Genomic DNA, 13,863 nt, shown 5'->3' with positions numbered 1-13,863 from the left:
GAAGATGCCACCTATCACCTGGCGGCAAGCAGTCAATCAGTTCGCCATCCTGTTCGGCGAGCGATTCACCGCCGCCATCAGCTGAGATTTTTAACCGACCTCAGCACACGAAATTCCTGACACGTCCGACATGGCGGATGCAGAAGCGATATGCGAGGCCGTGGCGCGGCCGAACATGCGATTCGTGCCGGTCAAGAACGTCGACCAACAAGCCGTTCTCGCCTTGCACCGCGCTCGGCAAGCCTTCGTGCATGCGCGTACCGCTCAGGCGAATCAAATCCGAGGGCTGCTCGGGGAGTTCGGCTTGGTCATCCCGCTAGGGATCACGAAAGTGGCACAACAGGTGCCGGAACTCATCGAGGACGCCAGCAATGAGTTACCGGGCTCGTTTCGTTTATTGATTCACCGCTTGACCGATCATCTGAAGGAACTCGATCGACACGTCGAAGAGATCGAGGCACAGATTAAGGCCTGGCATCATGCCAACGACGCTAGCCGTAGGCTTGCGCAAATTCCCGGGATCGGCCCCATCACGGCCAGCGCACTCGTTGCTTCGATCGGAGATGCCAGGTGTTTCAGCAGTGCTCGGCAATTGGCGGCTTGGCTCGGTCTGGTGCCCAGACAGCATTCAAGCGGAGGTAAGCCGTTGTTACTGGGGATCACCAAGCGCGGCGACACGTACTTGCGAACATTGATGGTCCATGGGGCGCGCGCGGTCGTTCGCTACCTGGCCGATAAAGACGATTCGTTCTCCGGCTGGCTTCGCCGTCTCCTGACGCGGCGGCACAAGAACATTGCCGTCGTGGCAGTCGCGAACCACAATGCCCGAATCGTCTGGGCGTTGCTGACACGAGGCACTACGTTCCGATTGGCTTACGCGTCGTCTCACGTCGCCGCGTAAGCCAATCGGTTTGGTACGAACAGTTCTCCCCAAGAGGTTGCTCAGGCAGTCGCACCGTGATGGCAAGATAGGTTGGACCGGGATCGGAACACTCTGCCCTCCCACAGGCGCTTCGAGCGCGAGGTGGTGATTAGAGTCCGATCAGCTGATTCCATCAGGGACAGAGGCAGTGTATACGCGCCTCCCAACAGTCCGGATGTATGGCCGCAATCTCAATCATCTAGCCGTCATCAACGAAGGCCTGGCAAAACGGGGGCGTCCATGTATGTGAGAGGGCGACGGGGGTAACCCCGTCCCCTACTCGATTCGCACGACAAACGAGTAGGTGCAAGTCATTGACGCTGGTCACAAGTCAATCGGTCAACGCGAACGGCGGCGCCGCTTTCCACTACGTTGCTAAGCGTCGATCCGGTTCCTCTCTTCCCAAGCCGCTTCACGTGCATATGCCATTTCACATCATCGACGTCGATGCAGATTCCGCCGATCCCCTCGCGGCGGAGATATCGCTGCTGTCGCTGGCCGCTGCGGGCAAGTGCGTCGCGCATCTGTGGCAGGCGCCGATGTCGTTGGTGGTGCCGCGTAGTTACCGACGCTTCGCTACCCTGGAAAGCGCTCGAGCTGATTTCGCACGGCGCGGCTGCCCGGTATTTTTGCGCATGTCTGGCGGTGGGCTGGTGCCGCAGGGGCCGGGCATAGTCAACCTAAGCTTGGCCTATCCGGTGCGGGGCACCGTGGGCGCATTTTCTGAGGTGGTCTATAGGCATCTGTGTGAGATCCTGCGCGAGGCGCTGGGCACATTCGGGCTTCAAACTCATTGGCAGCCGGTGGAAGGCTCCTTCTGCGACGGACGCTTCAATCTTGCGTGGGGACCTCGGGGCGATGCACGAAAGATCGCTGGTACCGCGCAATACTGGCGTGCCGTGCGATCGGACGCGCGCGGATCGCACGCCCCGCTGCATGCAGTGTTAGCTCATGCGGTGCTGCTGGTCAGTGCTGATCCAGAGGAGATCAACCGGCTCGCCAATGCTTTCGAGCGGGCTATCGAAAGCGGAAGGTCCTACGACGCCGAACGTGTGATCAGCGTGCAGCAGGCACTTTCCCGAATCGGTGTTGCACCGCCAGATGGACTCATCGACTCTGTTACGTCGGCGCTGCGCGCGAGGGCGCTCGTTTCGAGTGCGCCTGTCGATAATGCTGTTTGAAACGAGAGCGGCTCATCGCAACGAGTTGCTCTGTTTCGCTGGCCGTTACTTAGACAGCAATGCACTCCCACGTCGCTCTGGGTAAGCTCGATCAGAGCACATTACGGATTCTTAAAGTTTCTTCCGAGACAAAATTTTAGAGAGAATGTGCCGCCTCTTGCAGTACGTTTTGACAGCCTCCGCGAAGATAATCTCCTGGCGTAACGCCGAACTCGGCCTTGAAAGCGCGATTAAAATTCGACAAGTCTCGAAAGCCGGAATCTTGAGCTAGGTCACTGATCCTGATAGCACGACGAGAACGAGCCGCAACATCCATATACTCTGCGGCGAGCTTTAAGCGCTTGGTGCGGAGCGTCTGGATAAAACTGGTCCCGTGTGCTTCGAAATCCCGGTCGAGCTGACGCGTCGATATGCCGAGGCGTTGAGCTAGCCAGGGAAGCGAAAGCTCATCAGAGTTCAAGAAGCTTTCAATTTCTCGGACGGCCAACGCGAAGCGCGATTGTTGCGTCCGCATCGCGTGCGCGGGGCGAGAGGCGTCGTTGCGGGAAAACGTTGCTCGAGTGAGTCCAAGCAGGAGGTTTGCGTCACCACCTCGCTTCATATCGCTCAAGGTCATCACATAACGATACAAGCGCAGGAGAGCGGTTCGGTCGGCGAAATTCGGCGAGCCGCCGATAGGCCCTGCAGGCGCGTCCAGTAGCAGCAGCGCACGAGGAATATGCACGGCAATGTAGCGACAAAAGGCGTTGCCAAAGCCAATACTCGCTGGAAGCGTTGAATCAAGAAGATAGAGCTCCCCGGGCTTCAAGACGTTTCGCTCGCCGTCTTGCTCCATTTGCATCTGGCCGGAGATTGGCGCGAGGAGAAAAAGATACTCTCTCCCATCTCTACGAACGCCCTCGATGGGACGATCGATCCCCTCGATGTTGCAGGCGATGTCTACGATGCTGAACCCAGCCACGTCATGCGGGCAAAAGTGGCCTTCGATGGCCTTTTGCCCCCTGCGCGGTACCGCGAAAAAATGACCACAGTTGTGACGCAGCGCGGCATTCCACGCTTCGAATTGCATGATTCCTATTCCTCCTAGCTTTCGCGGCCTCCGACCTGATGCACCGCGAGCGGCGTACTAGGAGCGGCGAACGGGGATGTAAAGGGCAAAAGCGCTAATCAATTTTTCCAATTCGGAATGAACGCTAGCAAAACTATTATCCATCAACCATTGGTCCTTCCCCTCTCGGGGATAGTACCGAGAGACCCGCTGCGTAAGACGCAGCGGCTGCGGCTGGATTGATCGATTCTGTGGTCACCAGGATGGCGCAAAAGTCCTAGTCGATTGGAAATGGCCTAAGTAGGCTTGGTGCCAGATTAGCTGCAATGACTCGGACGTTGCCGATGCGTTGCTGTGGCGAAATTGTGTAGCAAAAGCTTAAGACGAGTGGGGGGCGCCCTTGAGGATCGTCAGAAGCGAAGCAGTTAAGCAAAACCCGGTTATTACAAATGTGCATAAAACAATCGTCACGTGCTCTCAGAGGCGTTGCGACGATCATAAATTGACGGAGACAAACATGAAGGCAATCTTGATGACGATGCGCGGCTGGAGTCAAAGCGCTCGGACGCGCTGTGCCGTGACGTTGAAGCACGCGTGGGGCGCGGCGACGTTGTTCGCCGCGCTGATTCCGGTGGTGCATGCGGTCGCGGCCGATGCCGCGCTGACGCCGGAAGCGTCGGCGGCGAAGATGGCCGCCGAGCAGGTGATGACCGCGAAGATCGAATGGCGAGGCCCGTCATCGAGTCCGAAGCCGCTTGCCGGCAAGCGCATCGCGGTCGTGTCGTGCTGCGAGGCAGCCGATGGTGCGGCGCGCGCTTCGCGCGCCATGGTCGAGGCGGGCAAGGCGCTGGGCTGGCAGGTCAACGTGCTCGATGGGCGGGGCGATCCGCAGGAGCAGAACAAGGCGCTGAATTCAGCGATCGATGCGAAGTACGACGGCATCGTGCTCGAATTCGTCGATACGACGACCGTCTCGGATGGTGTGGCGCGTGCAGTCAAAGCGAAGATTCCGCTGATCACGCTCGGCACATTGAAGAACACGCCGGACACGATACCGGATGTGTCGTGGGATTACGCCAGGCACGGCGAGGCGCTGGCGAACTACATGATCTGGAAGTCGAACGGCAACGTGAACGCGCTGATTCTGCTCAATACCGATCTCTATGTCACGCGCAACGGTCAGTGGGTTGGCACGAAGAATGTCCTGACCGACCCGAAAAAATGCAAGAACTGCAAGGTCACAGTCAAGGAATGGCCGATGGCGAACATCGACACGCAGCCCGGTTCGATCGCCACGGCGGCGTTGCAGGCGAATCCGAAGATCAACTGGGGGTGGTGCTTCGATGCTTGCATGAGCCGAGTGTCGCGCGCGCTGATCGCCTCGGGGCTGTCGTCGAAGATGCGCGGCGCGGGCTTTGACTGCAATGCCGAGAGTCTTCAACTCATCAAGGACGGGCAAGTCGAAGCGGTGTGCGCGGCCGATCCGCGCGAATGGGATGCGTACGCGGTGATCGACAACCTGAACCGGTTGATGCGGGGCCAGCCCACCGTCAATCAGGGCATTCCGGTGCGGCTGTTCGACAAGACCAATATCAGTACGCTCAGCGACTACGAGATGTCACACGGCTGGCAGGGCGGCTACGACTTCCGGGCGGCTTATCGCAAGCTGTGGGGAGTGCAGAAATGAGCGACGTTCTCGATGATGACCAGCAAGTGCGCGTCCGGATTCGCGGTCTGAATAAATCGTTCGGCGCCACTCGCGCCCTGAAGGACGTGAGCATCGACTTTCGCGCGGGCCGCGTGCATGCGCTGCTGGGCGCGAATGGATGCGGCAAGTCTACGCTCGTCAAGATTCTCTCGGGCTATCACGAACCGGACAGCGGCGAGATTTCGCCGACCGGGCACGGGGCGCGCGAGCGCATCGCATTCGTGCATCAGGACCTGGGGCTCGTACCCTCGCTGTCGGTTGCCGAGAACCTGGGCCTCGCCTGTGGCTTCACGATACGCCGGGGCGCGATCAACTGGCGCGAGCAGCATCGCCGTGCGCAGAAGTTGCTCGACGATTACGGCATTGCCACCCTCGCGAGTGAGGCGGTAGGGTCGCTCGGCCCCGCGCATCAGTCGATGATCGCCATCGCGCGCGCGCTCAACAGCCTGCCGGAAAGCGGTGGGGTGTTGGTCTTGGACGAGCCGACGGCGCGCCTGCCCGTCTCCGAAGTCGATCATCTATTGCAGATGGTGCGACGCGTGAAGGCGCGCGGCGTCGCAATTCTCTACATCACACATCGGCTCGAAGAAGTGATGCAAGTCGCAGATGAAGTGTCCGTATTGCGTGATGGTGCGATGGTGTTCCATGGACCGACTTCTACCATCGACAAGGAAAAGCTCGTCGGGTTGATCGTCAATAAAGCAATCAGACCGCCCGCGGCCCGTTTGGCGACGGCGGCGCGCGGGATTGAGCCGCTGCTGACGGTACGTGGCCTGTCGGGCATCCGGCTTCGTGGTGTCGATCTGAATGTCGGGCGCGGCGAGATCGTCGGTGTCGCGGGACTCGTCGGATCCGGACGTTCGGAATTGGGTCGGCTGATCTTTGGATTGCAAAAGGCACGGGCCGGAAGCATCCGCCTGCGCCATGCCGACATCACGAATCTTTCGACACGAGCGCTCGTCGATATGGGCCTCGCGTATGTGCCGCAGGAGCGCCGCAGCGGCGTGTTTCACGGCTTGAGCGTCGCGGAGAACTCGGTGCTGGCGGACTTCGGCCAGCTAATGAGCCGCATCGGTATCGTGCCTGCACGGGAGCGGCGCGCGGCGGACGAGGTCGTGCGCAGCATGAAGGTGAAGACCGAAAGCGCCGGCACGCCCATCGAAAATCTCTCAGGTGGTAATCAGCAGAAAGTATCGCTTGGCAAGTGGTTGCGTCGGGAAGTGCAACTGCTGATTCTGGATGAGCCCACGCAGGGAATCGACATCGGCGCACGCACTGAAATATTCAATACAATTCGGGGCGTCGTGGAGACCCGAAAAATCGGTGCGCTTGTGTTCGATTCGGATCTCGACATCCTTGTCGATTTCTGCGATCGGATCATCGTCATGTGCGACGGTCAGGTGGTCGGCGAATACCACGGTGCGGAGCTTACGCACGAAACGATCAATCGCGCTGTGTACAAGCGTTAAAACACTGCCGCGCGGTTCACGAGATAAGTTTTCATTGCTGACAGGAAGTCAACATGCGTCGCATCAATCATTTTCTCAGCCGCTTTAGCCTGCTGATCGCGCTTCTCATGCTGATCGGCTTCTTTTCTCTCATCCGGCCCGATTCGTTCGCCACGCTGGAAAACGCCGGCTCCATCATGAGCGACGGCGCAGTACTCAGCCTCATCGCCGTGGGCGTGATGGTGCCGATGATCGTCGGACAGTTCGATGTCGCGCCGGGCTTTATCGCGAGTCTCGGCGTGATGCTCACGGCGGGGCTACAATCGAATAATCAGTGGCCATGGCCGCTCGTGCTGGTCGCGGTGCTCGCAATCGGCGCGCTGATCGGTCTCTTGATGGGCGTGCTGGTCGGCTACCTTCAACTCAATTCGCTGGTCGTGAGCCTCGGTGTGGGTAGCGTGCTTTCTGGCATCGTGCTCGTATATTCCGGTGGACAAGTGATCTACAAAGGCATTCCGCCTAATTTCCTCGCGCTCGGGCAAACGCGGCTATTGGGCTTCGTGCCGCTGCCGTTTCTCTATGCACTGGCGATTGCGGCAGTAATGTGGTTCATGCTCACTTATCGCCCGGCCGGACGGCGCCTTTATGCGGTCGGCGGGGGCCCCGACGCGGCGAAGCTCATCGGGGTGAATCTTTCTCGCTACATCGCTATGTCGTTCGTCGTGTCGAGTACGCTTACGTCGTTGGCGGGATTCGTTCAGGTGGCAAGGCTCGGCGCCGGACACCCAACCGCCGCGCAGGCGTTTCTGTTGCCCGCGTTCGCAGCGGCCTTTTTGAGCGCAACCTCGTTCCGGCTCGGCTTCTACAACATCTGGGGCGCGTTTCTCGCGGTCTATCTCGTCGGCACTGGCACGACAGGTCTCTTTATGCTCGGCGCGGATTCCTACGTCCAGCCGGTCTTCAACGGCGTCGTGCTGGTGGGCGCGGTGACGCTTGCGCGCGTGTTGATCCTCCGCCGCAACCGACGCCTCGCCCTCGCGAGAGCGGGCGATCAGCAAAATGTGGCGCCGCTTGAGCGATCCACTGTCAGCGATGCAGAGAACCCGGTCGCTGGCTGAAACCATTTTCCGACATCCATGAGCAATGGAGATGATATGAATGCAGTAACCGACTTCGAACGTGCGACGTCGCTCGAACGAGCCCGCATCGAGCTGAGCGCGTGGCTTGCCGAATTCAACGATGCACTTGCCAGCGGTAATGCTGCCAAGGTCGCGGGGCTCTTCACCGAGCATGGTTTCTGGCGCGACATGCTCGCGCTCACGTGGAACATCAAGACAGTCGAAGGAAGGCCGGCCATCGAGCACATGCTTACCGCGACGCTCGGCACGGCGCAGCCTTACCGCTTCGCCGCGAGTGAGGACCCCGTCGACACGGGCGGCGTAATCGACTCATGGCTCACGTTTGAGACGCCGGTGGCGCGCTGCATCGGCCACGTGCGGCTAAAAGACGGAAAGGCCTGGACGCTGCTCACTCTCGTCAACGAACTGAAGGGGCACGAGGAAGCATCGGGCGCGCGCCGACCGATCGGAGCGGAGCACGGCGCGCGCGAGGATCGGCAGACGTGGCGCGAGAAACGACAGAAGGAAGTCGACGAGCTCGGAATTTCAACACAGCCGTACACGCTGATCATCGGTGGCGGTCAGGGCGGCATCGCGCTCGCGGCACGGTTGCGTCACCTCGGCGTGCCGACGCTCATCGTCGAGCGCAACGAAAAGCCAGGCGATTCGTGGAGAAAGCGCTACAAGTCGCTCTGCCTGCACGATCCAGTGTGGTACGACCATTTGCCGTACATCGAGTTTCCAAAGACGTGGCCGGTGTTCTCTCCGAAGGACAAGATCGCCGACTTCCTCGAGATGTACGCGAACGTAATGGAGCTGAACTTCTGGGGTTCAACGACGGCGCGCTCGGCGGCCTACGATGAGGCCAAGCAGGAATGGACTGTCGTCGTGGAGCGGAAAGGCGAAGCGATCATGCTGCATCCGAAGCAGTTAGTGCTCGCGACGGGTGTATCTGGCAAGCCGAACGTACCGGTTTATCCGGGGCAGGACTTGTTCAAAGGCGTGCAGCAGCATTCGTCGCAGCATGCCGGGCCGGAAGGGTGGCATGGCAAGAAGGTGATCGTGGTGGGCTCCAACAACTCGTCGCACGACATTTGTGCTGCCCTCTGGGAAGAGGGCGCAGATGTCACGATGGTGCAGCGCTCCAGCACGCTGGTGGTCCGCTCGGCCACGCAGATGAAGCACGCATTGGAGCCGCTTTATTCGGAAAGCGCGGTGCAGCGTGGCGTCGATGTCGAAAAGGCCGATCTGATTTTCGCTTCGATTCCGTATCGGCTGCTTGGCGAAATGCACAAACCGCTGATGCAGCGCATCCGCGAGGAAGACGAGGCGTTTTATCGCTCGCTCGAAGATGCTGGCTTCATGCTCGATTACGGCGAAGATGATTCTGGCCTGTTCATGAAGTATCTGCGGCGCGGTTCGGGCTACTACATCGACGTCGGCGCGTCGCAACTGATCGCCAACGGAGAGATCAAGCTCAAGTCTGGCGTAAGCATCACGCAGATCAAAGCGCATTCGGTGGTATTCAGCGACGGCAGCGAACTATGCGCGGACCTGATCGTCTACGCGACCGGTTACGGATCCATGAACGCTTGGGCGGCCGAAATCATTTCGCAGGAGGTGGCGGACAAGGTTGGCAAAGTGTGGGGGCTCGGCTCCGACACCATTCGCGATCCTGGGCCGTGGGAGGGCGAGTTGCGCAACATGTGGAAGCCGACAAAGCAAGAAGCGCTCTGGTTCCACGGCGGCAATCTGCATCAGTCACGACATTACTCGAAGTATCTCGCCATTCAGCTCAAAGCGCGGATGGAGGGCATCGACACGCCCGTGTACGGCATCGAGGACGTCCATCATCTCTCGTGAGGAGGGCCAGCGAAACTCGCGATCGTAAAGACGATAGGAGAAGGAATCATGTATTTGGAAAAGTTTCGCTTGGACGGTCGACGCGCTGTTGTGACCGGCGGGGGACGCGGTATCGGGCTCGAGATTTCCAAGGCGGTGGGCGAGGCGGGTGCGAGTGTCGTCATCGCCGAGCTGGATCGCGATACGGGGTGTGCCGCCGAGGATAGGCTCAAGAGCCTCGGCATTGACGCCATGGCGCGTCAGATCGACGTTACGCAACCGGACGCCGTAGCCGAGCTGGCGCGCGAGCTGAACGAAGAATGCGCGGTAGATATTCTCGTCAACAACGCGGGCATAGCGATCGTTACCGATTTCCTCGACACGCCTGACGACGTCTGGACCCGCACAATGCAAGTCAACTCCGACGCCGCCTTCTGGTGCGGCCGCGAATTCGGCCGCCACATGGCGAAGCGCGGCGCCGGCAGCATCGTGAATATCGGCTCGATGTGTGGGTACGTTGTGACCAAGCCGCACAACCCGATTCCGTACATGGCGAGCAAGGGCGCGATGCACATGACGACGAAAGCGATGGCTTGCGCGCTGGCGAAGACCGGCGTGCGCGTGAACGCGGTCGCACCGGGTTACGTCGAGACAGAGATGACACGGCCATTGCGCGACAGCAATCCGGACTGGCTCGCTTGCTGGGAAGAGATGACGCCGATGGGCCGCCTGGCCCACACGCACGAGATCGCAAGCGCGGTGCTGTTCCTCGCGAGCGATGCAGCGAGCTATTGCACTGGCACTATCCTCACGGTAGACGGCGGCTATACGTCGTGGTGAACAATAAGTATGGAGACGAAAAATGTATGACTTCAACGGGCGTGCGCTGGTGATGACCGGCGCCAACGGCGGCATTTCTCGGGCCATCGCGGTGGAGTTCCATGCTTGCGGTGCCAACATGGTGCTTACCGACCTCAACGAGCAGGCGCTGCGAGACTTCGCGCGGGAGCTCGATCCGTCGGGCGAGCGCATCGCGGTAGCGAAGGTGGACGTGACGCAATCCGCAGAGGCCGACGCCGCTGCTCGGCTTTGCAATGAGCGCTTCGGCGGCATCGATTTCCTGGTGACCTCGGCGGGCCACTTTCCGAAGAGTCCCACGCGCGACATGACGGACGAGGAGTGGCACCGCATTATCGCTATCAATCTTGACGGCACTTTCTATATTTCTCGAGCTGTTATGCCCTATCTGCGCGAGGGCAGCGCAATGGTCCATGTCGCATCGCTCGCGGGGCACGCCGGCGTCATCTGGCATTCGCATTACGGCGCGGCCAAAGGCGGCGTGCTCGCGTTTGCACGTAGCCTCGCGAAAGAACTTGCACCGCGTACGCGCGTGAACTGCGTATCACCCGGGATCATCGATACGCCGATGGTTCGCGCAATCATGGAAAGCGATGGCGATACGTGGCTCGCCAACACGCTGCTCAAGCGCATGGGCGAGCCACGCGAAGTGGCTACTGTGGTCTCTTTTCTGTGCAGCGATGGAGCGGGCTTTCTGACAGGCGAGACCATTCATATCAATGGTGGCCTCTACATCGCATCGTGATGGGGAGTGCCCGCTATAGTCAGGATTAGATCGCATGCAGACAATGAAAACAGCAGTAATCGGCTCCGGGCGTATCGGCCGCGCGTGGGCAATCGTCTTCGCGCGCAATGGCGCCACTGTGAGAATTCACGATGCCTCGCCAGAGATGCTGAGGGGAGCGCTCCCCGCCATTCGCCAGAGCGTCGAAGATCTTGCGTCATTTGGTCTCATCGAGGAACCGGTCGATGCGATCGTCGCGCGCATCACCGCATGCGGCACGCTCGAAGAAACAGTCAGGGACGCCGCGTTTGTGCAGGAGAACATCGCCGAAGTCGTCGAGGCTAAGCGTGTGCTGTTCGCAGAACTGGATCGGCTGACCCCGCCCGACGCACTACTTGCCAGCTCGACCTCGGGCTTGCCCGTATCGAAGTTTACTGAGGGTTTGCCGGGCCGCGCGCGCTGCTTCGTCGGGCATCCGGTGAATCCTCCTTCGCTCGTGCCGCTTGTGGAGTTGTGCGGCGCGCCGTGGACCTCGCCGGGGGCGCTGGAACGGGCGCTTGCGTTCTACGAACAGGTGGGGCAAAAGCCTGTGATTGTCCGGCGCGAAATCGCGGGATTCCTGCTCAACCGTCTGCAAGGCGCTGTGCTCGATGAAGCGCTGAGCCTCTACAAACAGGGCTATGCCACTGCTGCCGACCTCGACACCGTGATGCGCGACGGGCTGGCGATGCGCTGGTGCTTTATGGGCCCGTTCGAGACCATCGATCTGAACGCTCCGGGTGGCGTCGCCGATTACGCGTCGCGCTACAGGGGCACTTATCGCGATATCGCCGCGACGCGCGTGCCGTTCGACTGGCCGGCCGAGACTATGGAGGACCTCGATGCCGAGCGCCGCAGAGTGCTCTCGCTGGATCATATCGAGGAACGCAGTCGCTGGCGCGATCGCCGTCTGATGGCTCTGCTTGCGCACCGGCGCTCACTGATGGACTAAGGTCGGCCGGACTGACCAAGTGTGAGGGGGCAATTTCCGAATCGATCCTTAGCGAAGCTTTGCTCGTGGAATGGTAATCACTCACTTTTGCCGTTCGATGCGATTGGCGGAAAAGTCCTAGAACGTTCGATAGACGGAACGTACGCTTTTGGTGACAGCTGAAGCAAACCATTGCTTTGCGTCTTAAAAAGAGTAAATAGCGTGGCTAGTCGGATCCGATGGGATCCAAATTCAGGCGACACTGGTGTTTAAGTGGATTAAACAATTAGGAGATCACCATGAGGCTTCTCGATGCATCCAATCTTGGGGTTCAGAACCCATTCAAGAAACGCTATGGAAACTACATTGGGGGAAGGTGGCAAGGGTCGCTCTCCGGTCAGTATTTCGAGAACGCGACTCCGATTACCGGGGAGGTTTTCTGCGAAGTTCCGCGTTCAAACGCGAGTGACATCGAGGCGGCATTGGATGCCGCACACGCAGCAAAGGCTAGTTGGGCAAAAACATCGCCGACGGAACGTGCGTCCCTTTTGCTTAAAATTGCAGACCGCATGGAAGCAAATCTCAGACTACTGGCAGTAGCGGAGACTATTGAAAAGGGTAAGCCTTTGCGCGAGTCGATGTCCGGCGACATCCCTATGGCTATCGACCACTTCCGTTACTTTGCCTCGTGCATCCGCACGGAAGAGGGGACGATCTCGGAGATCGATAACTCGACGTACGCGTACCACTACAAAGAGCCGCTCGGGGTAGTCGGCCAAATCATTCCTTGGAATTTTCCGCTGTTGATGGCGGCTTGGAAGCTCGCGCCCGCATTGGCCACGGGTAACTGTATCGTCCTGAAGCCGGCGGAGCAGACGCCAGCTTCGATTCTGGTGCTAGTAGAGCTGATCCAGGATCTCTTGCCGCCTGGGGTTCTGAATGTCGTGAACGGATTCGGACTGGAAGCAGGTAAGCCGCTCGCGAGTAGTCCCCGTATCGCCAAGATTGCATTTACGGGAGAGACAACGACGGGGCAACTCATCATGGGCTATGCAGCGGAGAATCTGATTCCTGTGACTTTGGAGCTAGGCGGAAAGTCACCCAGTATCTATTTTGATGACATAGCGGCAAAAGACGATGCTCTTTTTGAGAAAGCAGTCGAGAGCTTTGCGATGTTTACACTCAATCAAGGTGAGGCGTGTACATGTCCGTCGCGGTACCTGGTGCAAGAGTCGATCTACGAGCGCTTTATCGAACGTGCAATCAAGCGTGTGAAGGGTATCAAGGTTGGTAACCCGCTTGATATAGGCACTATGATTGGCGCCCAAGCATCGAAGGAACAGTTTGATAAGATCATGTCCTACATCAAACTCGGCTTTGAGGAGGGGGCAACGTGTCTCAGTGGCGGTCGCACTTCTGACCTGCCGGGCGACCTGAAAGGGGGCTGGTACATCGAGCCGACGATGTTCCGCGGCGAAAACAATATGCGCATCTTCCAAGAGGAGATTTTTGGTCCGGTGGCAGGGGTAACAACTTTCAAGACCGAGGAAGAGGCGTTGCATATCGCTAACGACACGCAATACGGCCTCGCTGCAGCTGTCTGGACGCGAGATATTTCGGTTGCTCACCGTATGAGCAAGGGCATCCAGGCTGGACGCGTATGGAACAACTGCTACCATCTTTATCCTGCTCACTCAGCGTTCGGCGGCTACAAGAGATCGGGCATTGGACGAGAGAATCACAAGATGATGTTGAATCACTACCAAAACATCAAGAATGTGATTGTCAGCCACGATCCAAATCCCACCGGCCTCTATTGAGATAGGAAGGGAAGGACGAGGCCTGAATCTCGTATGGCGTTTGGTTTTGGCCTTAGTGACGATACCTAATGAATGGGTCGGGGCTGTGAAAAAAGAGCTAGGGATGGTGTTCAAAACACGGTCGGCGACGCCGACGTAACGACGCAAGTAACGCCAGGTGAAATCAATGAGACGACGCGCGCGAATTCGATGTTCGAATGAGCATAGATGCAGCTCTGCAATCC

General features: G+C 59.1%; 10 protein-coding genes and 1 pseudogene. 10 read left to right on the top strand and 1 reads right to left on the bottom strand.

All coding sequences use genetic code 11. From position 1 onward, the window contains the following. Positions 1-124: 124 nt before the first annotated feature. Both AB4Y31_RS31570 and AB4Y31_RS31565 read left to right on the top strand, forming a co-directional pair. Positions 125-901, top strand: a pseudogene (locus AB4Y31_RS31570) (IS110 family transposase); the annotation flags it as partial. A gap of 443 nt (positions 902-1,344) precedes the next feature. Further along, positions 1,345-2,103, top strand: a complete 759-nt coding sequence (locus AB4Y31_RS31565; RefSeq protein ID WP_026229497.1) for a hypothetical protein — start codon at positions 1,345-1,347, stop codon at positions 2,101-2,103. A gap of 136 nt (positions 2,104-2,239) precedes the next feature. Here the strand turns inward: AB4Y31_RS31565 and AB4Y31_RS31560 are convergent, their stop codons facing one another. Beyond that, the gene (locus AB4Y31_RS31560) at positions 2,240-3,172 is read right to left on the bottom strand and encodes a helix-turn-helix domain-containing protein (protein ID WP_020566082.1); all 933 of its coding nucleotides are present in this window, start codon (positions 3,170-3,172) and stop codon (positions 2,240-2,242) included. Between the two features lie 496 nt (positions 3,173-3,668). On the opposite strand from AB4Y31_RS31560, the gene AB4Y31_RS31555 reads away from it, so the two are divergent. The 8 genes from AB4Y31_RS31555 (at position 3,669) to AB4Y31_RS31520 (ending at position 13,639) form a co-directional block, all read left to right on the top strand. Next, positions 3,669-4,838 (top strand): sugar ABC transporter substrate-binding protein, encoded by a 1,170-nt coding sequence (locus tag AB4Y31_RS31555; protein WP_368677397.1) that lies wholly within the window; start codon positions 3,669-3,671, stop codon positions 4,836-4,838. After that, a complete protein-coding gene (locus AB4Y31_RS31550; protein WP_018439702.1) occupies positions 4,835-6,328 on the top strand; it encodes a sugar ABC transporter ATP-binding protein in 1,494 nt (497 codons plus the stop codon). Before AB4Y31_RS31555 ends, AB4Y31_RS31550 begins: the two co-directional genes overlap by 4 nt. Positions 6,329-6,381: 53 nt before the next feature. Further along, positions 6,382-7,425, top strand: coding sequence for an ABC transporter permease (locus tag AB4Y31_RS31545; RefSeq protein WP_368677396.1), 1,044 nt, complete (start codon positions 6,382-6,384; stop codon positions 7,423-7,425). A gap of 36 nt (positions 7,426-7,461) precedes the next feature. Further along, positions 7,462-9,288: an NAD(P)/FAD-dependent oxidoreductase gene (locus AB4Y31_RS31540; RefSeq protein WP_020566081.1), complete on the top strand. Its 1,827-nt coding sequence runs from the start codon at positions 7,462-7,464 to the stop codon at positions 9,286-9,288. A gap of 48 nt (positions 9,289-9,336) precedes the next feature. Next, on the top strand, positions 9,337-10,107 hold the full coding sequence (locus AB4Y31_RS31535; RefSeq protein ID WP_018439699.1) for an SDR family NAD(P)-dependent oxidoreductase: 771 nt from the start codon (positions 9,337-9,339) through the stop codon (positions 10,105-10,107). Positions 10,108-10,129: 22 nt separating this feature from the next. Beyond that, entirely contained in the window at positions 10,130-10,870 is a 741-nt protein-coding gene (locus AB4Y31_RS31530; protein WP_018439698.1) for an SDR family NAD(P)-dependent oxidoreductase, read from the top strand. Positions 10,871-10,904: 34 nt separating this feature from the next. Beyond that, the gene (locus AB4Y31_RS31525; RefSeq protein ID WP_026229495.1) at positions 10,905-11,840 is read left to right on the top strand and encodes a 3-hydroxyacyl-CoA dehydrogenase; all 936 of its coding nucleotides are present in this window, start codon (positions 10,905-10,907) and stop codon (positions 11,838-11,840) included. A gap of 278 nt (positions 11,841-12,118) precedes the next feature. Then, a complete protein-coding gene (locus AB4Y31_RS31520; protein ID WP_018439696.1) occupies positions 12,119-13,639 on the top strand; it encodes an aldehyde dehydrogenase family protein in 1,521 nt (506 codons plus the stop codon). Positions 13,640-13,863: the final 224 nt, after the last annotated feature.

Source organism: Trinickia sp. EG282A (assembly GCF_040965455.1).
Taxonomy (GTDB): Bacteria; Pseudomonadota; Gammaproteobacteria; order Burkholderiales; family Burkholderiaceae; genus Trinickia; species Trinickia symbiotica.
Note: the sequence above shows the minus strand (reverse complement) of the source record. Positions and strands in the feature narration are given on the sequence as shown.